The sequence below is a fragment of the Bradyrhizobium sp. USDA 4341 genome (assembly GCF_054063755.1).
Genome location: NZ_JBSSGO010000002.1, coordinates 8,705,334 through 8,727,423, shown reverse-complemented (window position 1 = coordinate 8,727,423; position 22,090 = coordinate 8,705,334). Strand labels below are relative to the sequence as shown.

The window sequence follows — 22,090 nt, the reverse complement described above, 5'->3', positions numbered from 1 at the left end:
CTCACAAGCAAGTGGACAGTGCCATGACCTCAACATCCGGCGGCGAAGCGATCGTCAACGGCCTCGTCGCCCACGGCGTCGACACCGTGTTCGGCCTGCCCGGCGCGCAGATCTACGGCCTGTTCGATGCCTTCCACCAGGCGCAGCTCAAGGTGATCGGCGCCCGGCATGAGCAGGCCTGCGGCTACATGGCGTTCGGCTATGCCCGCTCCTCTGGCAAGCCCGGCGTGTTCAGCGTGGTGCCCGGTCCCGGCGTGCTCAACGCTTCGGCGGCGCTGCTCACCGCATTCGGCTGCAACGAGCCGGTGCTGTGCCTGACCGGCCAGGTGCCGACGCAATTCCTCGGCAAGGGCCGCGGCCACCTGCACGAGATGCCGGACCAGCTTGCGACGCTGCGCACCTTCGTGAAATGGGCCGACCGGATCGAATATCCTGACAACGCGCCCGCGATGGTGTCGCGCGCATTCCAGGAGATGCTGTCGGGCCGGCGCGGTCCCGCGTCGCTGGAGATGCCGTGGGATGTCTTCACTCAGCGCACGCAGGTCGCCCCCGTCAATCCGTTCGATCCGTTGCCGGCGCCGCAGCCCGATCCGGACCGCATCAAGGCGGCCGCCGATCTGATCGCCGGCAGCAAGGCGCCGATGATCTTCGTCGGCAGCGGCGCCATCGAGGCCCGCGAGGAGATCCTCGAACTGGCCGAGATGATCGACGCGCCGGTGGTCGCATTCCGCAGCGGCCGCGGCATCGTCTCCAACGCGCATGAACTCGGGCTCACCATGGCCGCGGCCTACAAGCTGTGGCCGAAGACCGACCTGATGATCGGCATCGGCACCCGCATGGAGCTGCCGACCATGTCGCGCTGGCCGTATCAGCCGGCCGGACTGAAATGCGTGCGGATCGACATCGACCCGGTCGAGCTGCGCCGCTGGCCGGCCGATGCCGCCGTGATCGCGGACGCCAAGGCCGGCACCGCCGACCTCATCGCGGCCGTGCGCAAGGCCGGCTACAGCAAGACCTCCGGCCGCCGCGCCGCGATCCGCGAGGCGACCGCCGCCGCCGAGCAGGAAATCCAGCGTATCCAGCCGCAGATGGCCTACCTGAAGATCCTGCGCGAGGTGCTGCCGGCGAACGCCATCGTCACCGACGAGCTGTCGCAGGTCGGCTTCGCCTCCTGGTACGGCTTTCCGATCTACGAGCCGCGCACCTTCGTCACCTCGGGCTATCAGGGCACGCTCGGCTCGGGCTTCCCGACCGCGCTCGGCGCTAAGGTCGCCAATCCGAACAAGCCGGTGGTCGCGATCACCGGCGACGGCGGCTTCATGTTCGGCGTGCAGGAGCTCGCCACCGCCGTGCAGTTCAAGATCGGCGTGGTGACGCTGGTGTTCAACAACAACGCCTACGGCAATGTCCGCCGCGACCAGCGCGAGCGCTTCGACGGCCGCGTCGTCGCCTCCGATTTGGTCAACCCCGATTTCGTCAAGCTCGCGGAATCCTTCGGCGTCGGCGCCGCGCGCGTCGCCTCGCCCGATCATTTCCGACCCGTGCTGGAGAAGGCGCTGGCCGATGGCGGGCCCTACGTGATCTCGGTGGAAGTGCCGACGGATTCGGAAGTCTCGCCCTGGGCGTTCATCCACCCGGCGCGGAACAATTAGGCGCTTTTCACGCCGCGCTGCAATCGCGACGCGGCGATCACGAGCAGGCCGGCGCCGGCGACCGACCAGCAGGCGACCGGCGCCCAATGCACCAGCGGCGCATAGTCCGGTATCTTCTGCAGGCCGCCGGCAACCGCCGCCATCCGCGCAAAGGTCGCGAGCGCCAGCGCCGAGAACACCAGGCCCGTGACCTTGCCTTCGGCACCAGTCTCCCCGATCGCAAGCGCTGCGGACACCGCGCTCATCAGCATGCAGCCCCAGGCCGCTCCCGCCATGAACTGCGCCACGATCAGGACGTTGAGGCTGCCCGCAATCTCCGCGGCGATGATGGCGAATGCGCCGAGCAGTCCCGCCGCACCCATCACGATCAGGCCGCCGCGATGCTTGACGACGATGCTCGCCGGAAACATCGCGATGTTGAAGCCGATCCAGAACACCGGCATCAGCCATTGCAGATTGTCGGCCCCGGCAAAGCGCAAATAGAACGGGACGCTGTTGATGTTGAAGTGCAGTTGATAGCCGAGCGAGAGCAGCACCATCGACGCGATCAGGAACATCGGCACCGCCCCGAGCCGCTTGGCCGGTACCGCAAGCCGCTCGGGCTGCACCTCCACCGCGACGCGGCGCTCGATCCCTGAGAACGCGAGCGCAGTCAGCAGCAGCACGGCGCCGGACAGCACGAATGGCAGCCGCGCGTCATGATCGCGCAGCACGACGGCGAGATAGGGCGAGACCGCACCGGCGACGCCGTAGCCCAGCATCGCCAGCGCGGCGAGGAACGGGACCGAGGGTTGCGCGCGATATTTGCCGAGCAGCGTCAGTGGCGGCGCGCGCAAGGCCGACGATGTGACCGACCAGATCACGATCAACACGATCAGCCAGAATTTCGCGCCCGGCCCGATCCCAGCCACATAGGGCAGCGCGACGAAGGCGGCGCAGGAGATCGCGGCGAGAATGCCGACGAACACGCCAAGGCGACCGACCAGGATCGATATCCTGTCGGCGGCCATGCCCATCGCGGTGTCGGTGACGGTGAAAATGCCCTGGTCCATCATCAGGATCAGGATGACGGTCGACGGCGCGATCCCGACATCGGCGCACAGCTTGGGCAGATAGATCAGGTAGGTGGTCCAGCCCAGCGTGAACACGAGCTGCAGCACGGCGAGATAGACGCCGGTGCGGTTGACCGCGCGGTCGGCCTTGGTGGTCATGATCCGAGTTTAGACCAGCTCCCCCATTTGCGGGAGGGCGTCAGCGCACCTTGCGGAAGGTCAAATTGATGCGCTGCCGGCCGAGCATGCTGTGCTCGCCATCAGCGAGCGCTGCGACACCGTGATAAAATAGCCGTGACGGCCCGCCCCACACCGCGACATCGCCATGTTCGAGCCGGTAGCGGCGCGGCGCATCGTTCCGCTTCAGCCCGCCGAACAGGAAGACCGCCGGCAGCCCGAGCGAGATCGAGACGATCGGCGCGCCGTAATCGAGCTCGTCCTTGTCCTGGTGCAGCGACAGTTTTGCACCGGGGACATAGCGGTTGATCAGGCAGGCCTGCGGCGCGAAGCCGTTGAAGCCGGCCGCGGCCGCGGCATCGGCGGCGAGTCCGCGCAACACCTCCGGCATCGCCGGCCAGGGTTGTCCCGAGTCTGGATCGATTGGATCATAGCGATAGCCGCCGGGATCGGAGACCCAGCCGACGCTGCCGCAATTGGTCATCGCGACCGACATCCGGTGGCCGCCCGGCGTGATCAGGTGCCGGAACGGCGCCTGCTTGACGATGACGCGCAATGCGGGGATCAGCTCGGCCTCGAACGGCCGGACAAAGCCGCGCAACAGCACCGCGCCGTCCGCGATGGTCTCGCGCGGCGGCCGCGCATCGCCAATGGTCTCGAACAGATCAGCAGCCACGCCTCTGCACACTCACTTTGCGTCGTGGAAGATCACACCAACGGTGTGGCGATGGCCGGACCTGATCCGGCTGACGCCGTGGCGCAGATTGACACGATAAGGCCCGCGCGTCCCCTGCACTGGACGATGATGCACGGCAAAGGCCACCGCATCGCCCTTGGTCAGCGGCACCACCTCGGGCCGCGACTGCATCCGCGGCCGCTGCTCGGTCAGCACGAACTCGCCGCCGGTGAAATCGCGCCCCGGCTGCGACAGCAGGATCGCGACCTGGATCGGGAACACGTGCTCGCCATAGAGATCCTGGTGCAGGCAATTGTAGTCGCCCTCGCCATATTGCAGCAGCAGCGGCGTCGGCCGCGTCTGCCCGGCATCATGGCAGCGCTTCAGGAATGCCGCATGCGACGGCGGATAGTTGATCTCGATCCCCATCGTCTCGTTCCAGCGATTGGCTGTCGCGGTCAGCCGCGCATACAGCGCCGGCCGCAGCTCCGCGATCAGGTCCGGCAGCGGATAGGAGAAGTACTTGTACTCGCCGCGGCCGAAGCCGTGGCGGCCCATCACGACCCGGCTGCGGAACCGGCCGTCATCGGGATAGAGCGCGGCGATGGCGTCGCATTCCTCTGGCTTCAGCAGGCCGCCAAGGACGGCGCAGCCCTGCCCGTCGAGGTCGGTCGTGATCTGGTCCCAGTCGAGCGCATCAACGCGGGCGGGGATGTCGGTGGCTGGGCGGGTGATGGTTTTGGCTGTTGCTGTCATGAGGCGGAATCTGGCCCTTGAGCGCGGCTGGCGCCACCCGATTTCCGATCCAAATATGCCGAGAACGCCGCCACAATCACAGCGTCGTCCCTGCGAAAGCAGGGACCCATAACCACAGGTGCTTGTGAGAAGGCCGTCTGGCCCCGTACCCTTTGCGAAAGCCGCGGCGTATGGGTCCCTGCTTTCGCAGGGACGACGTGTGGAGGAAGCGCCGACTAGCTTTCGACAGGATCACGCGCGGAAGGAAATCAGCCCCTGACCGGCAGCGTGATCACGTCGTAGCCGTGGCTGATCTTCCGCTTCAGCACCGGGTCTTCCAGCTCGAACTCGAAGCGGCTGGCGGGGCGGATGCCGCCCTTGGCCGCGAAGGTGCCGCCGAACATCGCGCAGCCGTCGGGCAACGCGCCCTGGTCGAAGCCGCGGGCGATCAGGTCCTTCACCGGCAGCATGTGATCGAGCGTGCCTTCCTGGTAGAGCACGCGCTGGCCGCCGATCACGGCCCAGGAACGCAGGACCAGCTGGTCCCAGTGACCGATGACGTCCTCGAGCTCCCACAGCTCAGCCGCCATCGGCTTGTCGCACATCTGCTTCGACACCGTGACGCTGTAGCTCTCGACCTTGCGGTCGGTGTGGTCGGAGCCGCAGCCGACGAAGATGCGGCCCTGCCAGCCGATCAGCACGAACTCGACCTCGCCGCTCGAATCCTCGCCGCAGACCTCGATCGTGTCGGCGAAGGTAAGCCGGCGCGCCGAGCAGCGGTAATAGATCGGCGTCGTCGCCGGCCGTGCAATGCCGAGCGCTTCGAGCTCGGCGATGTGCTTGTCGCGCGCCACCGGATCGCGGCCGGTCCAGCCGGCGATCACGGCCTGCTTGATTTCGAGCGCGAGTGGCGTGGCGACGCCCTTGTCATCGACATTGAAGGTGAGATCAAACACGGATGACGGTCTCCATTCCGGCGGCAAGCTCGAAGATATGGCGATCCGAACCGCCCGCGGCGGCCAGCATCAGGCCGACCGGCGCCTCGCCCTCGCGATGCGCGGGCAGCGAGATGGCGCAGCCATCGAGCACGTTGATCAGTGAGGGATTGCGCAGCGCGCGCAGGTTCTCCGTCGCGAACGCCTTGTCATCGGCGAGGCTCGCAATGGTCGGCGGCAGGTTCGCCGTGGTCGGCAGCACCATCGCGTCATAGGGCGCGATGCGCGCCTCGGTCCGGGCGATGAACGAGCGGCGCGCATTGATGATGTCAATATAATCGGCCGCCAGAAAGCCCTCGCCGCGCTGGATTCGCACCGCGACGCGGGGATCGTAGATGTCGCCCTTGCTGGCCAGCAGGAAGCGGTGCCAGGCATAGCTCTCGGCCGCGGAAAAGCCGCCCTTGGTGTTCATCACGCCGACATCGAGCAATTCGGGCACCTCGATGCGCTCGATCAACGCGCCGGCGCGCGACAGCGCCGCCAACGCGCGCTCGAAGGTCTTTGCGACGGCATCGTCGAGGTCGTCGAGCACGACCGTGGTCGGCACCGCGAGCCGCATGCCCTTCACCGGCCGTGGGGTGACCGGCGTCACCGGCTCGTCGGCCAGCACCGCATCGAGCACGGCGCAGCAGGCGACTGAATTCGCCAGCGGGCCGTAGCTGTCGAGCGTGAACGACAGCGGCACGCCGCCATCGAGCGGAATCCGGCGCTGCGTCGGCTTGTAGCCGACAATGCCGTTGAAGGCGGCCGGAATCCGGCAAGAGCCGCCGGTGTCGGTGCCGAGCGCGCCGAACGCCATGCCGTCGGCGATCGAGACCGCTGCGCCGGAGGACGAGCCGCCGGGCACATGGCCGACGCTCCGGTTCCAGGCGCTCTTCGGCGTGCCGTAATGCGGATTGATGCCGATGCCGGAATAGGCGAACTCGGTCATGTTGGTGCGGCCGATCACGATGAAGCCGGCGCGCTTGAGCCGCGCCACCGCGGGCGCATCGGCATCCGCCGGCGCGGAATCATCCAGCGCCCGGGAGCCTGCGCGCGTCACCTGCCCCTTGATGTCGAACAGGTCCTTGATCGAGACCGGGATGCCGGCAAAGGGCGACGGCGCGGCGTTGGCCTTGCGCAGCCGGTCCATGGCGTCGGCGGCTTCCAGCGCGGCGTCGCGGTCGACATGGATGAAGGTGCGCTGGCCCTCGCCCGCCGGATCGGCGATCCTGGCGATGCATTGCTCGACGAGCTTGCGGGCGGAGGTCGCCCCGCTGGCGAGGTCGGCGGCAAGGGAGGCGAGTGTCGGATTTTTGGGCATGGCTTTCACTTTACGGCTTGCACTTCACGGCTTGCTGGCTGGCAATTCAAAAGGTCTTGCAGCTGATTGTCGCGCGAACCGGCGCCGATTTCCAGACCGATGCGCCGGCATCACTTCAGCCCGAAATAGGCCCGGTGCAGCTCTTCATTGCCGCTCATCTCGGCAACGGTGCCTGAAAAGCGGATCCGCCCGCCTTCCAGCACGAATACGCGGGTGGCAATCTCCAGGAAACCGATATTTTGCTCGGCGATCAAGAGCGCCAGTCCGCGGCCCTGCAGGCTCGACAAGGCGCGAAGCACCTCCTTGACGAACAGCGGCGACAGCCCGGCCGAGGGCTCATCCATGACCAGCAGCTTCGGCTCGGCCGACAGCGCCTTGGCAATGCCGAGCATCTTGCGCTGGCCGCCGGACAGGCTGGAGGCCGGATCGCGGCGCTTGTCGCGCAGCACCGGAAACAGGCCGTACAGTTCGTCGACCCGCGCGCCCGGATTGGCATGGCCGAGCGCCTGCGCGCCGACGCGGATGTTCTCCTCGATCGACAGATCGGGAAACACCGCGAGCTCCGACATATAGGTCATGCCGCGCTTCATGCGGTCGGACGATCGCATCTTGGTGATGTCCTCGCCGCCGAGCTTGATGTGCCCGCTGCGGGCTTCGATCAGCCCGACCAGCGATTTCAGGAAGGTCGTCTTGCCCGCGCCATTGGCCCCGAGCAGCAGCACGGTCTCGCCGGGGCGGACGTCGAGATCGACGCCCCACAACACCTGCATGGTGCCGTAACCGGCATCGACGCCGCTGGCGTCCAGAAGCGACGCTGCATCAGTGGGCATGCTCGCCTCCCAGGAACACCTCGATCACCTGCGGCTCGCGCACCGCGGTGGCGAGCGTACCTTCGAAGATCTCCTTGCCCGCATTGAGCACGATGACGCGGTCGGTGATCTGCTCGATGAAGCCCATCAGATGCTCGACCACGATGATCGCCATGCCGGTCGCGACCAGCGCCTTGATGCGGCCGGCGATCCAGTCGAGCTCCGCCGGATTGAGGCCGGCCGCGAGCTCGTCGAGCAGCAACAGCCGCGGCCGCGTGGCGAGCGCGCGGGTCAGATCGAGCATCTTCTGCTGCGCGCTGTTGAGATCGGCGGCGGGGCGGTCGGCGACCTCCTTCAGCCGGTATTCGTCGAGCAGTTCGGCGATCGACGGCGGCGTGCCGGTCGCGCCGCCATAGGCCAGCGCCACCTGGATGTTCTCGCGTACCGTGAGCGACAGGAACGGCTTCGGCACCTGGAAAGTGCGGTTGATACCGCGGTGAACCAGCTTGTGCGAGGCGACGCCGCCGGAGGACGCGCCGTCGAACACGACCTCGCCGCCGTCGGGCGCATAGAGTCCGGAGATCACGTTGATCGCCGTGGTCTTGCCGGAACCGTTCGGGCCGACGAGGCCGAGGATCTCGCCGGGCACGACGTGGAAGCTCAGGCCGTCGAGCGCGTGGAAGCCGCCGAAGCGCTTGACCAGCTTCGAGACCTTGAGGATGGAGTTTTGCTCAGGGGACATGCCACCCCCTGCGCGTTGCCAGCGACACCAGCCCGGCGGGCAGGAACAGCACCAGTCCCATGATCAGCAGGCCATAGATCAGCTGGAAATATTGCGGCGTGGTGAAGCCGATCAGATTGTAGATGCCGTAGAGGATCAGCACGCCGACGATCGGTCCGGTGATGGTGGCAACGCCGCCGAACAGCGCGAACACGATCGCGAAGATGCTGAACTCGCCGGAGAACACGTTGTCCGGATAGAACACCGAGACGTACCAGGCGTAGATGCCGCCGGCGAGGCCGGCGACCAGCGCCGAGGCGAGCCAGGCAATCACCCGCATCTTGATGATGTTGACGCCGGCCATCGAGGCCGACACGGCATCCTCGCGCACGGCCTGCAGCGCCAGGCCGAATGGCGAGTTCTTGAGATAGATCACCGCGCCGACCGTCAGCGCCATGACGACGACGGCCGCATAATAGGCATGGGTCGGGTTGAACGTGCCAGTCAGCGACACGCCGTAGGGGCCCTTGGTGATCCCCTCCAGCGCCGGGTTGGCGACGAAGTGCAGCACCGCAAGCGAGGCCGCGAGATTGGCGATCGCAAAATACGCGCCCGACAGCCGCAGCAGCGGCGTCAGCAACAGGCCGAGCGCAACCGCGACGACGCCGCCGACCAGCACGGCCAGCGGCGCCGGCGTCTGCAGATGCATCACCATGATGGCAAAGCCGTAGGCGCCGGCGCCGAAGAAGCCGACATAGCCGAACGGCAGATAGCCGGTAAAGCCATAGATGATGTTCACGCCTTGCGCGAGGATCAGGAAGATCACGAAGTTGAACAGCAGCAGATGGTTTTGATAAACGCCGGGCAGCAGTGCGAACACCACCACCAGCGGCGCCAGGATGAACAGCAGGTGTTTGGAGGCGTTAGGCAACGCGCACCCGCCTTCCGAGCAGACCGCTCGGGCGCAACAACAGGATCACGATCAACAACACATAGGGCAAGAGGTCGGCCCAGGAACTGAGATAGGTCTGCACCAGCATGTAGCAGAGGCCGTAGACGACGCCGCCGAGCGCGGTGCCCAGCGGGTTGCCGAGCGAGCCGAGCACGACGATCGCAAACGAGGTCACCGTCGCATCGGCGCCGAACGCCGGCGTCACCGAGCCGAACATGAAGGGCGCGAACACGCCGGCGACTGCCGCGATGCCGAGCCCGATGCCGAACGCTGCCGCCGAGACACGATCGACGTCGATGCCGGTCGCCAAGGCCTCGTCACGGCGTGACATTACCGCGCGCGTCAAGGTGCCGAGCCGCGTGTGGTAGAGATAGAGGTAGACCAGCGCGATCGCGACAAGGCTGGTGCAGGCTGCGATCACCCACGGCGCGGGAAAGCCCTGACCGAAGATCTGGATCGGCCCTGCCCCGCCGGCCTTGCCGCCGAACCATTTCACCTTAATCGTGGTGAACACGGTGCCGAGCAGCCGGCTCTGGATCGAGCGCTCGCTGGTGCCGGCGAAGATCGTGGTGACGGCTTCGATCACCTGCGACAGGCCGAAGAACAGGATGATCGACAGCATTTCCGGATTGGCCGAGCCTTGCAGCCGCGGCACCAGCACCCAGTACAGCAGCACACCCGCCAGCACGAAGACCATAAAGGCGAGCGGCACCGCGAACAGCGGGTCGATGCCGGCGATGCCGACCACGCCGAGCGCGATGAAGGCGCCGAGCATCAGGATGTCGCCATGCGCAAGATTGACGATGCGCATGACGCCGAACACGAGGTTGAGACCGATGCCGACCAGGCTGAAATACAGCCCGAACAGCACGCCGGCAACGAGCGCATAGGTCATGCTATCGCTCGCCATCGAAGGTTACGCCTGCCGCACTCACCTGCATCACGGCGCCGGATAGATCGGCTTGCCGGTGGCGGTCTCGTGCGGATAGATCGAGACGAACTTGATGTGATCGTGCTCGTCGACCGTGAGCTGGCCGAGCGGCGTCAATTCGCCGATCTGGCCGCCGGTCTCATCCAGCGCGAAGGTGCCGTCCAGGGTCTTGAGCTGGCCGCTGAGCGAGAACACCGCGCGGCGCAGCTCCATCTGGTCGAGGCTGGTCGCAACCGACAGCGTCTTCTCGATCACCAGCGCCGTGGTGTAGCCCGCCACCGCGTTGAAGCCGAACTCCATCTTGCCGTCGTTGTACTTCTTCAGCCAGGCGGCGCGGAAATCCTTCATGGTCATCCCGAAATTGACGGGATAATCCAGCTCGGACGGCGGCACGTAGGTCCAGACGTGCTCGAGGCCCTTGGCGCCGACGTTCTTCTCCAGCAGCTCGGTCTCGAGACCGGCATAGATCGCGAACAGCATCTTGAACTTGGTGCCGACGTCCTGGACGTTGCGCAGGAAGGCAATGTCGTTCGGCGCATAGCCGAAATGGATCACCGCGTCGGGATTGGTGTTGCTGATGTTGTTGATGATGACGTTGTAATTGGTGGTCTCGGTCGGGACGCCCTGGTCGTAGACGATCTCGATCGGCGCGCCGGACTCCTTGACGAACTTGCGGAACGCGTTGGCCTGGGTGCCGGTGAACTCGTTGGTCGCGTACAGGATGGCGATCTTCTTGATGCCGAGGCCCGGGCCGTCATGGCTGATGAAGTCAGCCACCGGCTTCGGCCAGACCGTCGACACCGGATCGGCCATCAGCGCGATGTAGGGATTGTCCTTGGAGAAGAAGCTCGCGCCGGTGCCGGTCTGGTCGAACAGGAACATCTTGTGGTCGCGCGCGATCGCGACCGCCGGCGCCGTCAGCACCGATCCGGAATCGGCGACCAGGAGGTCGACCTTATCCTGGGTGACGAGCTGATTATAAAGCGTCGAGGCGGTCGCGGTGTTGCTCTGGTCGTCATAGGAGACGAGCTTGATCGGGATCTTCTTGTCGAACGCCTTCACGAACACGCCACCCTCGGCGTTCTTCTGCTCGACCCACAATTTGAGCGAGCTGTAGACCGGCATCGAGATCGAGGCGTAGCGCCCCGAGGACGCGTAGAGCGTGCCGATCTTGATCTCCGACGGTGCGTCGGCGGCCATCGCCTGCGTGGCAAATGCGAGGCTGGCAGCGAGTGCCGCGCCGATGATCCTCAGCATGATATTATTCCTCCCGGGTATCTTGGACGTCTCGTGGACCGGTCTTCGACGCATCTTGGACCGCGGCCCTTCTACGCGCCGGACCGGAGCGACACAAGCATCGCGGCCTTAGCAATTGTGCGAGGGGCGGAATATGCGGCATGCGCGGGACACAGGCCGCTGCGCGGGGCGTGGATGGACCGTTGACGGCCGTTGGTCCAATGGCGCATCAAGACTGTAACGATTTCGGGAGGAGACATCAGACATGGCCGAGCCCGCGCGCGCGAAACCAAAACCGACACCTGAGACCCAGCATTTCTGGGACGGCACCAAGGCCGGCGAACTGCGCCTGCAGCGCTGTGACGCCTGCGCCAATGTCTACTTTCCGCCGCGGCCGTTCTGCCCCTCCTGCGCCTCGCGCAAGGTCTCCGTCTTCAAGGCCACCGGCAAGGGCAAGCTCTACAGCTACGTCATCAATCATCGTCCCGCCGCGCCCGGCTTCACGCCGCCCTATGCGATCGCCATCGTCGAGCTCGACGAGGGCCCGCGCATGATGAGCAACATCATCGATTGTCCGCAGACACCGGAAGCGCTCGAGCTCGACATGCCGCTCGAGGTCGCCTTCGAGGCACTCGACGACAAGATCACCCTTCCTTTGTTCCGCCCGGCAAAGGGGTGATGTGATGCGCAGGAACCAGGTAGCTGTCGTCGGTGCAGCCGAAACCACCGAACTCGGCGTCATCCCGAACGTGTCGCAGATCCAGCTGCACGCGGACGCGGCGCTGAATGCGATCGCGGATGCCGGCCTGAAACTGTCCGACATCGACGGCTTCGCCACCGCAGTCGAGACCCCGCAGCAGATGGCGCACTATCTCGGCATCACGCCGACCTGGGTCGACGGCACCTCGGTCGGCGGCTGCTCCTTCATGCTGCATGTCCGCCATGCCGCCGCCGCGATCGAGGCCGGCCTCTGCAAGACCGTGCTGATCACCCATGCCGAGAGCGGCAGGTCGATGATCGGCAAGCAGCCGCGCTTCACCGCACCCGACAGCCTCAACGGCCAATTCGAATCACCGTTCGGCGTCTACGGGCCGCCGAGCATGTTCCCGATTCCGGTGCTGCGTTTCATGAAGACCCACGGCATCACGCATGAGCAGCTCGCGATGGTCGCCGTCGTGCAGCGCGAATGGGCGGCGAAGAATCCGCGCGCGACCATGAAGGATCCGATCACGGTCGCCGACGTGCTGAACTCGCGGATGATCGCCTATCCGTTCCGACTCTTGCAATGCTGCCTCGTCACCGACGGCGGCGGCGCGCTGATCCTCACCTCGGCCGATCGCGCCAAGGATTTCCCGCAAAAGCCGGTCTACATCCTCGGCACCGGCGAGAGCGTGGAAACGCCGATGGTCAGCCAGATGAAGACATTTGACTCATCGCGCGCCTTCAAGGTGGCTGGCCCCTTGGCCTTCAAGGAGGCCGGCATCGCCCACAAGGACGTCGACCACCTGATGATCTACGACGCCTTCGCGCATTTGCCGCTCTACGGCCTCGGCGACCTCGGCTTCATGCCGCACGAGGAAACCGGCAAGTTCATCGCCGACGGCAACACCCGCCCTGGCGGCAAGCTGCCGCTCAACACCAATGGCGGCGGGCTGAGCTACATGCACTCCGGCATGTACGGCATGTACGCACTGCAGGAGAGCGTGCGGCAGATGCGCGGCATCGCGCCGGCGCAGGTGCCGAATGCGAAGATCTCGGTCTGCCACGGCGTCGGCGGCATGTTCGCCGCGAGTGGCACGATCATCTTTACGAACGAGAAGTAACCCAATCCGTCATTCCGGGGCGCGCAAAGCGCGAACCCGGAATCTCGAGATTCCGGGTCTGGTGCTTCGCACCATCCCGGAATGACGGACAGCAACAAGGAGAACCCAATGGCAAAATCACTGCAGGACAAAGTCATCATCGTCACCGGCGCGGGCCGCGGCATCGGCCGCGAGATTGCGCTGCTCTGCGCGGCGGAAGGCGCCAAGGTCGTGGTCAACGATCCCGGCGGCGCGGCCGACGGTGGCGGCTCGAGCGCGGCGCCCGCCGAGGAAGTGGTCGAGGAGATCAAGAAGCGCGGCGGTACCGCCGTCGCCAATTTCGAGTCGGTGGCGGAAGCGATTCCCGCCAGCAAGATCGTGAAGACCGCGACCGATCATTTCGGCCGGCTCGATGGCGTCGTCAACAACGCCGGCATCCTGCGCGACATGATCTTCCACAAGATGAGCGTGGAAGCCTTCGAGGCCGTCATCAAGGTGCACCTGATGGGCTCGTTCTATGTCAGCCATGCCGCGGCGCGCATCTACCGCGAGCAGGAGTCAGGCTCCTTCGTGCACTTCACCTCGACCTCCGGCCTGATCGGTAATTACGGCCAGGCCAACTACGCCGCCGCCAAGCTCGGCATCGTCGGCCTGTCGAAATCGATCGCGCTCGACATGGGCCGCTTCAACGTGCGCTCGAACTGCGTGTCGCCATTCGCCTGGACCCGCATGATCGGCACCATCCCGACCGAGACCGACGCCGAGAAGGCGCGCGTCGAGAAAATCAAGCAGATGGGCCCCGAGAAGATCGCGCCGGTCTGCGCCTATCTGCTCTCGGACGCCGCCAAGGATGTCACCGGGCAGATCTTCGGCGTGCGCATGAACGAGATCTTCCTGTTCGGCCAGCATCGTCCGGTGCGCTCGGTTCATCGCGGCGAAGGCTGGACGCCCGAGACCATTGCCGAACACGGCATGCCGGCGCTGAAGGGATCGTTCGCCAGGCTCGACCGCTCGGCCGACGTCTTCACCTGGGATCCGATCTGAATTTGGGATCCGATCTGACAGTTTTATGAAAAGTCGCCTCGGCGAATCCGCCGAGGCAACACACTCTTTGGTTGTTTCTTCATAGCGCGCCCGCATTGTGCCCGAATTGCGGGCGCATGATCGTCCTCCCGATAACAAAAAACCTGGGGGGACTTTCGTGACAAATCCAAACAACACAGAGCAACACGAGAGCGACGGCGCGAAGGCGTTCGACCGTCGAACCATCTTGCGCGGCGCAACCGCGCTTGCTGCAACTGCGATGGCTGCATCCGATGCTGCAGCGCGCGACTTCGGCCGCAACGCGGAGCCGCAGCGCTATCCCGATCCCGACATCGTCGTGATCGACGACAAGCGCTTCAAGGCCAAGGTCGGCAACACCGCGATCAAGCGGCTGTACACCGGCTGCCTCTGGGCGGAGGGCCCGGCCTGGAACGCGCAGGGCCAGTATCTGGTGTGGAGCGATATCCCGGCCAACCGGCAGTTGCGCTATCTCGACGATGACGGCCACATCTCCGAGCAGTTCCACAAGCCGTCGAACGAGGCCAACGGCTCGACCTTCGATTTCGAAGGCCGCCAGATCACGGCCGAGCGCACGCGGCTGGTGCGTTACGAGCACGACGGAACCGTCACGTCGTTGGCCGAGCAAGCCAATGGCAAGCAGCTCAACGGGCCGAACGACATGGTCGTGCATCCCAACGACAAGTCGATCTGGTTCACCGATCCCGGCTACGGCGCGATCTCGATCTATGAGGGCCAGCGCGCCAACACCGGCTCGAACCAGCCCTACCAGAAAGAGGCCGTCTACCGCATCGACGCGGCGACCGGGCAAATCACCAAGGTTGCCGACGAACCGTTCAAGCCGAACGGCATCGCCTTCAGCCACGACTACAAGAAGGTCTATGTCTGCGACACCGGCATCACGCATTATCCGAACGCGAAGAACATCGTCTGGCAGTACGACCTCAACGGCGACAAGCTGTCCAACCCGCGCACGCTGATCGACATGACGCTGGACGGAAAGTCAGGCTTCCCGGACGGCATGCGCGTCGACATCGACGGCAACATCTGGGTCGGCGCCGGCTGGGTCGGACCCGGCTATGACGGCGTGCAGGTGTTCGCGCCGGACGGTCAACGGATCGGCCAGATCCTGCTGCCGGAGACCTGCGCCAACCTCACCTTCGGCGGCAAGAAGCGCAACCGCCTGTTCATGACCGCAAGCCAGTCGCTCTACGCGGTCTATGTCGAGACCAGAGGCGCGCATAACTGCTGAGCTAGCCGTCGTCCCGGCGCAGGCCGGGACCCATTACCACCGCTGTTGATTACAGGAAAAGGCTGGGGCCCACATCGTTCACGACACGTCCAGTCGTGGTTATGGGTCCCGGCCCCCGTGCGCAATCGCGCACTAGGCCGGGACGACAGCGTGGCTAGCCGCTATTCCGCAACCCCGCCGAGATCCCGTTGATCGTGATCTGAATCCCGCGCAGCACCTGCTCGTCGGGATCCTTCGCTCGGTGCTCCTTGAGCAGCTCGACCTGCACGTGATTGAGCGGATCGAGATAGGGGAAGCGGTTGCGGATGCCGCGTTCCAGCAGCGGGTTGCCCTGCAGCAGCCGGTCGTGGCCCATGATGTCGAGCAGCGTCTCGATCGCAAGGTGCCACTCGCGGCGAATCTGGCCGAAGATTTTTTCGCGCAACGCGACATCAGGCACCAGCTCGGCATAGCGCGAGGCGATCGCGATCGAGCTCTTCGCCAGCACCATGTCCATGTTGGAGAGCAGTGTGCGGAAGAACGGCCATTCCCTGTAGAGCTCCTGCAGGAACGGCATGCCCTGCTCGGGATGCTCGGCAATCCAGGTCTCGACCGCGCTGCCGAAGCCATACCAGCCCGGCAGCATCAGCCGGCATTGCGCCCAGGAGAACACCCAGGGAATGGCGCGCAGGTCCTCGATCTCGCGGGTCTTCTTGCGTGAGGCCGGACGGCTGCCGATGTTCAAGGTCGCGATCTCGTTGATGACGGTCGAGCCCCAGAAATAGTCGGCAAAGCCTTCGGTCTCATAGACGAGACCGCGATAGGCCTTGAACGCGAGCGCGGAAATCTCCTCCGTCGCCTTGAGATATTCGGGGCGTGGCGCGCTCTGCCGCGGCTGCAACAGGCTGGTTTCCAGCGTCGCGGCGGCGAGGATCTCCAGATTGCTGCGGCCGACCTCGGCATTGGAATATTTCGAGGAGATGATCTCGCCCTGCTCGGTGATACGGATCTGGCCGTTCACCGCACCGCCAGGCTGCGCGATGATCGCATCATAGCTCGGGCCGCCGCCGCGGCCGACCGAGCCGCCGCGGCCGTGGAACAGGCGCAGCCGCACGCCGTGGCGCTCGAACACCTCGACGAGGCCGATCTCGGCCTTGTAGAGCTCCCAGCCCGAGGTGACGAAGCCGCCATCCTTGTTGCTGTCGGAGTAGCCGAGCATCACCTCCTGCACGCTGCCCAGACTGTCGACCAGCTTGCGATAGTCGTGCAGCACCAGCATGCGGTCCATGATGCCGCTCGAGGCCTGCAGATCCTCGATAGTCTCGAACAGCGGCACGATGTTGATGGCGCTGCGGCCGGACGGATTGACCAGCCCGACCTCCTTCAGCAGCACCGCGACCTCGAGCATGTCAGACATGCCCTTGCACATCGAGATGATGCACTGGGGGATCACCTCGGGACCGAACCTGGCGTGCGCCTCGGCCGCGGCCCGGAACACCGCGAGCTCGCTCTGAGTCTCCTCGGAATATTTGACGAAGGGCGAAGCCAACGGCCGCGCGTTGCGCAATTCGCCGAGCAGCAGGCTGACGCGCGCGTCCTCGCCGAGCGCCAGATAGGACATGCCAGGATTGGCAGTATCCAGCAGTTCGGCGATGGTGCGCTCATGCACCGCCGAGTTCTGGCGGATGTCGAGCCGCGCCAAATGGAAGCCGAAGCAATCCACCGCCCGCCGCAGCTGCCGCAGCCGGCCGCGCGCGATCACGCCGGAATTATTCGCGATCAGCGAGCGATTGAGCACGTCGAGATCGGCCTGGAATTCATTCACGCTCGCATAGGGCTCGGCCTTGCCGACCGGTGGCCGCGTGGTCTCGACCTCGAGCCGCATGGCGGTGGCCGCGAGCCGCGCATAGATGCCCGATACCGCCAGACGATACGGCTCGCCGCTCCGATGCGGTGAGGTGTCGGGCGAGCGCTCGGCCAGGATGCGCAATTCGTCCGAGACGTCGGCGAGATGCGCCGCGAGCGACAGCTCGGCGCCGAGCGTATGCAGCTGTTCGAGATAGAAGCTGAGCACCCGGCTCGACTGCAGCCGCAGCGTGCCGCGCATCACCTCGGCGGTGACGAACGGATTGCCGTCGCGGTCGCCGCCGATCCAGCTTCCCATCCGGAGGAACGAGGCGAGTTCGCCCGCCTCGCCGCCCTCGTTGTTCAGGCGGTCCTCCAGCGCGCAGTGCACACGCGGGACTTCCTGCAGGAAGGTGTAATCGTAGAACGACAGGCCGTTGGCGACCTCGTCGAGCACGGTGAGCTTGGTCCGGCGCAGCAAATTGGTCTGCCACAACGTCACGACTGCGCGGCGGAGCTGTTCGTCGCTGGCTTCGCTCTCCTCCGGCGTCATCTGCAGCCGCTCGCGGCGGTCGAGCAGCTCCGCGATCTCCATCTCGCGGTCCATCGTGCTCTTGCGGCGGACCTCGGTCGGATGCGCCGTCAGGACCGGGCTGACCAGCGCGCTCTTGAAGAAGCTGCGCAGGTCGGCCGGGCTGATGCCGGCCTGGCGGGCATGGACCAGCGTCTGCTCCAGCGTGCTCGGCCGCGGCGCCCCGCTGGGGCCGCGGCTGCGCATCTGGCGGATGTTGTTCTGGTCCTCGGCGATGTTGGCGAGGTGGGAGAAATAGCTGAAGGCGCGGACGATCTGCAGCGTCTCGGCGATCGACATGCCGTCGAGGATGCCTTCCAGCTCCCGCCGCGCCAGCTTGTCTTCGTCGCGATGGAACCGGACCGAGGTCTGGCGGATGCGCTCGACCAGGTCGAACACGCCGGCGCCTTCCTGGTCGCGCACGGTATCGCCCAGCACGCGCCCCAGGAGCCGGATGTCGTTCCGGAGCCGAGCATCCTCCTCTTGTGCCGCCTTCTCAAGGAGACTGGCTTCTGCGGCACTCCTGGCACCGATGTCGGTGTCGGAAGGCATGGTCTGGGGTGACATGGCGGGCTACTCCAGAGGCTGCCGGGTTCCTCCGGAGTGTGCGCTTTTTTTGCCGCAGCGCAAGATGAACTTGGAAGCGGTGCACACTCGGCCGTCGTCCCTGCGAAAGCCGGGACCCATAACCACAGTCGGCTGTGGTTGGCCGGCTGGGGCCACAGCGATGCGCAACACTGCCACTCGTGGTTATGGGTCCCGGCTTTCGTCGGGACGACGGCGAGTTTGCGGCCCTAGATTCTAGATCCTCCGCCCGGCCCGCTCCCAATACGGATCGCGCAGCCGGCGCTTGAAGATCTTTCCGGAATCCTCCCGCGGCAAATTGGTCTGGATCTCGATGTGCTTGGGCACCTTGTAGTCGGCCAGCGCGGTCTTGAGCTGGGCACGGACGGAGGCGATGTCGAGCGTGACGCCGGGCTGCGGCTCGACCACCGCCATCAGCGCCTCGCCGAACTCGGCGTCGGGAATGCCGAACACCGCGCAATCATGTACGCCGGGGACAGCATGCAGCACGGCCTCGATCTCGGCCGGATAGATGTTGACGCCGCCTGAGATCACCATGTCGCGCTTGCGGTCGCAGATGAAGACGTAGCCGTCCGCGTCGATATAGCCGACATCGCCCGAGGTGATGAATCCCTGCCGGTCGATCTCGGCGCGTTTCTCGGACTTGTTGTGGTAGGTAAAATCGGGATTGCCCGCGATCCGCGAGTAGATCTCGCCGATCTGTCCCTGCGGCACCTCCTTGCCGTCGTCGCCGACGAAGCGAAGCTCGGCGCCGGGCGAGATCTTTCCGACCGTGCCGGGCTTCTTCAGCGCGTCCTCGGAATTGGCGAACGTCACCGCACCTGACTCGGTCGAGCCGTAGAATTCGTAGATCACCGGTCCCCACCATTCGATCATGGCGCGCTTGACGTCGGGCGGACAGGGCGCCGCGGCATGGATGATGTGGCGCAGCGACGACATGTCGTACTTCCTGCGCACCTCCTCGGGCAGCTTCATCAGGCGGATGAACATCGTCGGCACCATGAAGATGGTGTCGATCTTCTCGCGTTCGATCAGTTGCAGAAACTCCTCCGCATCGAAGCGCGGCATCAGCACCAGCGCGCCGCCGAGCTTGCCCGAACGCAGCCCGAAAGAATTCGGCGCCGAATGGTAGAGCGGTCCCGGCAGGATCGCGCGTGCCCCCGGCCGCAGGCCGTAGATCATCCCGCGCATCGCTTCCGCGTTGGCGGTCTGCTCCGGCGTCGGCGCGAAGCGGCGCACGCCTTTCGGATGGCCTGTCGTGCCCGAGGTGTAGATCATGTTCTGCGGCTGCGGCACCGCAGGGCCGTCATAGCGCGCGAATTGCGCCAGCCAGGATTCGAAATCGATCGCGAAATCCGGTGTCGCGAGATGATCGGGATTGATCTTGTAGTTGGCGAGGATTTCCGGCGGCGTCGGCACGCTGAGCACGGTGACATCGGCAGGGATCGCGCCGCGCAGCGGGTGCAGCATGTCGGCATGGCCGATCAGGGCGCGCGTGCCGGAATCCGTCAGCACATAGTTGATCTCCTCCGGCTTGAAGTGCCAGTTGATCGGCACGCCATAGGCGCCGAGCCGCATCGCTGCATAGGCCGCCTCGATGAAGGCGATGTCGTTGCGCATCAGCATGCAGACGCTGTCGCCCGGCTTGACGCCGAGCTTGTTCAGGCCGCTGGCAATGCGGTCGGTGCGCTCGGCGACCGCAGCGTGATCGCGCCGGCGACCGCCGCTGACGATGCCGAGGAAGGGTTGGGACGTTTCCATTTGTCGCTGTCCGATCTGTCGTCGGGTTACGTGGTCATTCCGGGATGGTCCGAAGGACCAGACCCGGAATCTCGAGATTCCCAGGTGCGCGATTGCGCACCATAGTTCGATGCTACGCATCGCCCCGGAATGACGCGGCGGTCGCTACCGAACATCCGCAAACCTTGGCGCCCGCTTCTCCAGATTGGCGCGCACGGATTCGGTCTGGTTCGGGCTGCCAAGCAACTTCTGCTGCTCGACGGATTCGGCAAGCAGCGCGGCGGCCGGATCGACCGACAGATTGTTCAGCATCCGCTTCGCGGCACGGATCGCATCCGGGCTCTTGCCGGCGATCTCGCGCGCGACTTCGAGCGCTGCGGCACGCGGATCGTCGCAGACGCGGGTGGCGAGGCCGTAAGCCTGGGCTTCCTGCGCCGAGAAGATGCGGCCGGTGTAGGTGAGCTCGCGCAGGATGTCGTCGCGCACTAGGCTCGCCAGGATCGGCGTCCCGGCCATGTCGGGAACGAGGCCCCATTTGATCTCCATGATCGACATCCGCGCATCCGGCGACAGAAAGCGCATGTCGGCGCCGAGCGCGAGCTGGAAGCCGCCGCCGAACGCGACGCCGTGGACCGCGGCGATCACGGGCACCGGCAGCTGGCGCCAGCCCCAGACCGCCTGCTGCGCGAAATTGGCCTTGCCGTGGGTGCGGATCGTGAGGTCGCGGTTCTCGCCACCCGGCACCCCGTTACCGCCATCCTTCATAGCAGCGAAGCGGCCCATGTCGAGGCCGGCGCAGAAGGCGCGGCCCTCGCCGGACAGCACGACGACCCGGACGCCTTTTTCCTTGGAAAGCCGGTCGGTTGCGGCGACCAATGCCTCGAACATCGCGGCATCGAGCGCGTTCATCTTGTCCGCCCGCACCAGGCGGACATCGGCGATACCGTCTGAAATCGATATCGAAACGCGATCTTCCATCATTCCCTCCGCTTTGTCCTTGAGTTGGCGCTTTACACAAAGGCCGTTGTCCGCTTTTAGTCAATCGACCAATTAACTGACAACCCCCGTGGAGGAAACGATGTTCTCTGATCAGCTTCTTGCCGGGCGGCGCATACTGGTAACCGGTGGTGGCACCGGCCTTGGCAAGGCCATGGCTTCGCGGTTCCTGCAGCTCGGGGCCGAGGTGCATATCTGCGGCCGCCGCAAGAGCGTCTGCGACGAAACCGCCACCGAACTGATGGCCGAGCATGGCGGACGCGTGGTCAGCCACGGCGTCGATATCCGCAACGCCATGGCCGTCGACGAGATGATCGAGTCGATCTGGACCACCAGCGGTCCCCTCACCGATCTCATCAACAACGCCGCCGGCAACTTCATCTCGCGCTCGGAAGAGCTCTCCGCGCGAGGGTTCGATGCAGTAGCCAATATCGTGATGCACGGCACCTTCTATGTGACGCATGCGGTGGGCCGGCGCTGGATCGCCGGCGGCCATCGCGGCAACGTGGTGTCGATCACCGTGACCTGGGTGCGCAACGGCTCGCCCTATGTGGTGCCGTCGGCGATGAGCAAGTCGGCGATCCATGCCATGACCATGTCGCTCGCGATCGAATGGGGCCGCCACGGCATCCGCCTCAACACCATCGCACCCGGCGAGATTCCGACCGAAGGCATGAGCAAGCGCATCAAGCCCGGCGACGAGGCCGGCGCGCGGACCAAGGCGATGAACCCGATGGGCCGCGTCGGCACCATGGAGGAGTTGCAGAACCTCGCGGTGTTCCTGATCTCCGGCGGCTGCGACTGGATCAACGGCGAGACCATCGCCATGGACGGCGCACAGGCGCTCGCGATGGGCGGCAATTTCTATCAGCTCCGCGACTGGAGCGACGACGACTGGACCAAGGCGCGCGACTCGATCAAGGCGCAGAACGAGAAGGACCGCGCGGCGCGGGGTTGAAGCCCGCGCTTGCGCCTCAACCTCAACCATCGTCCCGGCGAAGGCCGGGACCCATAACCAC

The 22,090-nt window shown here is 65.5% G+C and carries 19 protein-coding genes; 6 read left to right on the top strand and 13 right to left on the bottom strand.

The window, feature by feature from the left end; genetic code table 11:
* The first annotated feature begins 23 nt into the window (after positions 1-23).
* Positions 24-1,652 (top strand): thiamine pyrophosphate-dependent enzyme, encoded by a 1,629-nt coding sequence (locus ACVIGB_RS46650; protein WP_456724191.1) that lies wholly within the window; start codon positions 24-26, stop codon positions 1,650-1,652.
* On the opposite strand, the gene ACVIGB_RS46645 is transcribed toward ACVIGB_RS46650, so the two are convergent.
* The 10 genes from ACVIGB_RS46645 to ACVIGB_RS46600 all read right to left on the bottom strand — a co-directional run bounded on the left by ACVIGB_RS46645 (position 1,649) and on the right by ACVIGB_RS46600 (position 11,260).
* Positions 1,649-2,863 carry an MFS transporter gene (locus ACVIGB_RS46645; protein ID WP_456724192.1) on the bottom strand — a complete coding sequence of 405 codons (1,215 nt, stop codon included), beginning with the start codon at positions 2,861-2,863 and terminating at the stop codon, positions 1,649-1,651. The two genes, ACVIGB_RS46650 and ACVIGB_RS46645, sit on opposite strands and share 4 nt — an antisense overlap.
* Positions 2,864-2,903: 40 nt before the next feature.
* Positions 2,904-3,557, bottom strand: coding sequence for a DNA oxidative demethylase AlkB (alkB, locus tag ACVIGB_RS46640; RefSeq protein ID WP_456724193.1), 654 nt, complete (start codon positions 3,555-3,557; stop codon positions 2,904-2,906).
* Positions 3,558-3,569: 12 nt separating this feature from the next.
* A complete protein-coding gene (locus tag ACVIGB_RS46635) occupies positions 3,570-4,313 on the bottom strand; it encodes a 2OG-Fe(II) oxygenase (protein WP_456724194.1) in 744 nt (247 codons plus the stop codon).
* A gap of 248 nt (positions 4,314-4,561) precedes the next feature.
* Positions 4,562-5,248: a DUF2848 domain-containing protein gene (locus ACVIGB_RS46630; RefSeq protein WP_456724195.1), complete on the bottom strand. Its 687-nt coding sequence runs from the start codon at positions 5,246-5,248 to the stop codon at positions 4,562-4,564.
* Positions 5,241-6,590: an amidase gene (locus tag ACVIGB_RS46625; protein WP_456724196.1), complete on the bottom strand. Its 1,350-nt coding sequence runs from the start codon at positions 6,588-6,590 to the stop codon at positions 5,241-5,243. Before ACVIGB_RS46625 ends, ACVIGB_RS46630 begins: the two co-directional genes overlap by 8 nt.
* Positions 6,591-6,700: 110 nt before the next feature.
* Entirely contained in the window at positions 6,701-7,420 is a 720-nt protein-coding gene (locus ACVIGB_RS46620) for an ABC transporter ATP-binding protein (protein ID WP_092125081.1), read from the bottom strand.
* Positions 7,410-8,141: an ABC transporter ATP-binding protein gene (locus ACVIGB_RS46615; RefSeq protein WP_456724197.1), complete on the bottom strand. Its 732-nt coding sequence runs from the start codon at positions 8,139-8,141 to the stop codon at positions 7,410-7,412. The genes ACVIGB_RS46620 and ACVIGB_RS46615 overlap by 11 nt, the downstream gene beginning before the upstream one ends.
* On the bottom strand, positions 8,131-9,051 hold the full coding sequence (locus ACVIGB_RS46610; protein WP_229164454.1) for a branched-chain amino acid ABC transporter permease: 921 nt from the start codon (positions 9,049-9,051) through the stop codon (positions 8,131-8,133). The genes ACVIGB_RS46615 and ACVIGB_RS46610 overlap by 11 nt, the downstream gene beginning before the upstream one ends.
* Positions 9,044-9,967, bottom strand: a complete 924-nt coding sequence (locus ACVIGB_RS46605) for a branched-chain amino acid ABC transporter permease (protein WP_092125078.1) — start codon at positions 9,965-9,967, stop codon at positions 9,044-9,046. The genes ACVIGB_RS46610 and ACVIGB_RS46605 overlap by 8 nt, the downstream gene beginning before the upstream one ends.
* Positions 9,968-10,012: 45 nt before the next feature.
* Entirely contained in the window at positions 10,013-11,260 is a 1,248-nt protein-coding gene (locus ACVIGB_RS46600; protein WP_092125077.1) for an amino acid ABC transporter substrate-binding protein, read from the bottom strand.
* A 244-nt stretch (positions 11,261-11,504) separates the two neighbouring features.
* On the opposite strand from ACVIGB_RS46600, the gene ACVIGB_RS46595 reads away from it, so the two are divergent.
* The 4 genes from ACVIGB_RS46595 to ACVIGB_RS46580 all read left to right on the top strand — a co-directional run bounded on the left by ACVIGB_RS46595 (position 11,505) and on the right by ACVIGB_RS46580 (position 15,355).
* Positions 11,505-11,918, top strand: a complete 414-nt coding sequence (locus ACVIGB_RS46595) for a Zn-ribbon domain-containing OB-fold protein (RefSeq protein ID WP_024579400.1) — start codon at positions 11,505-11,507, stop codon at positions 11,916-11,918.
* A gap of 4 nt (positions 11,919-11,922) precedes the next feature.
* Complete coding sequence (locus ACVIGB_RS46590) at positions 11,923-13,062, top strand: thiolase C-terminal domain-containing protein (protein ID WP_456724198.1); 1,140 nt, start codon at positions 11,923-11,925, stop codon at positions 13,060-13,062.
* Positions 13,063-13,170: 108 nt separating this feature from the next.
* A complete protein-coding gene (locus ACVIGB_RS46585; RefSeq protein ID WP_092125075.1) occupies positions 13,171-14,085 on the top strand; it encodes an SDR family oxidoreductase in 915 nt (304 codons plus the stop codon).
* 157 nt (positions 14,086-14,242) lie between these two features.
* A complete protein-coding gene (locus ACVIGB_RS46580; protein WP_092125074.1) occupies positions 14,243-15,355 on the top strand; it encodes an SMP-30/gluconolactonase/LRE family protein in 1,113 nt (370 codons plus the stop codon).
* A gap of 154 nt (positions 15,356-15,509) precedes the next feature.
* Here the strand turns inward: ACVIGB_RS46580 and ppc are convergent, their stop codons facing one another.
* From ppc to ACVIGB_RS46565, 3 genes are all read right to left on the bottom strand, one after another.
* The gene (gene ppc, locus ACVIGB_RS46575; RefSeq protein WP_456724199.1) at positions 15,510-18,317 is read right to left on the bottom strand and encodes a phosphoenolpyruvate carboxylase; all 2,808 of its coding nucleotides are present in this window, start codon (positions 18,315-18,317) and stop codon (positions 15,510-15,512) included.
* A 234-nt stretch (positions 18,318-18,551) separates the two neighbouring features.
* The gene (locus ACVIGB_RS46570; protein ID WP_456724200.1) at positions 18,552-20,096 is read right to left on the bottom strand and encodes an acyl-CoA synthetase; all 1,545 of its coding nucleotides are present in this window, start codon (positions 20,094-20,096) and stop codon (positions 18,552-18,554) included.
* Between the two features lie 144 nt (positions 20,097-20,240).
* On the bottom strand, positions 20,241-21,053 hold the full coding sequence (locus ACVIGB_RS46565) for a crotonase/enoyl-CoA hydratase family protein (RefSeq protein ID WP_456724201.1): 813 nt from the start codon (positions 21,051-21,053) through the stop codon (positions 20,241-20,243).
* A gap of 100 nt (positions 21,054-21,153) precedes the next feature.
* Between ACVIGB_RS46565 and ACVIGB_RS46560 the strand changes: the two genes are divergently transcribed.
* Positions 21,154-22,029, top strand: a complete 876-nt coding sequence (locus tag ACVIGB_RS46560) for an SDR family oxidoreductase (protein WP_092125071.1) — start codon at positions 21,154-21,156, stop codon at positions 22,027-22,029.
* Positions 22,030-22,090: the final 61 nt, after the last annotated feature.

Coding starts and splice junctions, on each gene's coding strand:
- ACVIGB_RS46650 (WP_456724191.1), top strand. CDS start 24: ATGACCTCAACATCCGGCGGCGAAGCGATCGTCAACGGCCTCGTCGCC.
- ACVIGB_RS46645 (WP_456724192.1), bottom strand. CDS start 2,863: ATGACCACCAAGGCCGACCGCGCGGTCAACCGCACCGGCGTCTATCTC.
- ACVIGB_RS46635 (WP_456724194.1), bottom strand. CDS start 4,313: ATGACAGCAACAGCCAAAACCATCACCCGCCCAGCCACCGACATCCCC.
- ACVIGB_RS46625 (WP_456724196.1), bottom strand. CDS start 6,590: ATGCCCAAAAATCCGACACTCGCCTCCCTTGCCGCCGACCTCGCCAGC.
- ACVIGB_RS46620 (WP_092125081.1), bottom strand. CDS start 7,420: ATGCCCACTGATGCAGCGTCGCTTCTGGACGCCAGCGGCGTCGATGCC.
- ACVIGB_RS46615 (WP_456724197.1), bottom strand. CDS start 8,141: ATGTCCCCTGAGCAAAACTCCATCCTCAAGGTCTCGAAGCTGGTCAAG.
- ACVIGB_RS46605 (WP_092125078.1), bottom strand. CDS start 9,967: ATGACCTATGCGCTCGTTGCCGGCGTGCTGTTCGGGCTGTATTTCAGC.
- ACVIGB_RS46600 (WP_092125077.1), bottom strand. CDS start 11,260: ATGCTGAGGATCATCGGCGCGGCACTCGCTGCCAGCCTCGCATTTGCC.
- ACVIGB_RS46595 (WP_024579400.1), top strand. CDS start 11,505: ATGGCCGAGCCCGCGCGCGCGAAACCAAAACCGACACCTGAGACCCAG.
- ACVIGB_RS46590 (WP_456724198.1), top strand. CDS start 11,923: ATGCGCAGGAACCAGGTAGCTGTCGTCGGTGCAGCCGAAACCACCGAA.
- ACVIGB_RS46585 (WP_092125075.1), top strand. CDS start 13,171: ATGGCAAAATCACTGCAGGACAAAGTCATCATCGTCACCGGCGCGGGC.
- ppc (WP_456724199.1), bottom strand. CDS start 18,317: ATGTCACCCCAGACCATGCCTTCCGACACCGACATCGGTGCCAGGAGT.
- ACVIGB_RS46570 (WP_456724200.1), bottom strand. CDS start 20,096: ATGGAAACGTCCCAACCCTTCCTCGGCATCGTCAGCGGCGGTCGCCGG.
- ACVIGB_RS46565 (WP_456724201.1), bottom strand. CDS start 21,053: ATGGAAGATCGCGTTTCGATATCGATTTCAGACGGTATCGCCGATGTC.
- ACVIGB_RS46560 (WP_092125071.1), top strand. CDS start 21,154: ATGTTCTCTGATCAGCTTCTTGCCGGGCGGCGCATACTGGTAACCGGT.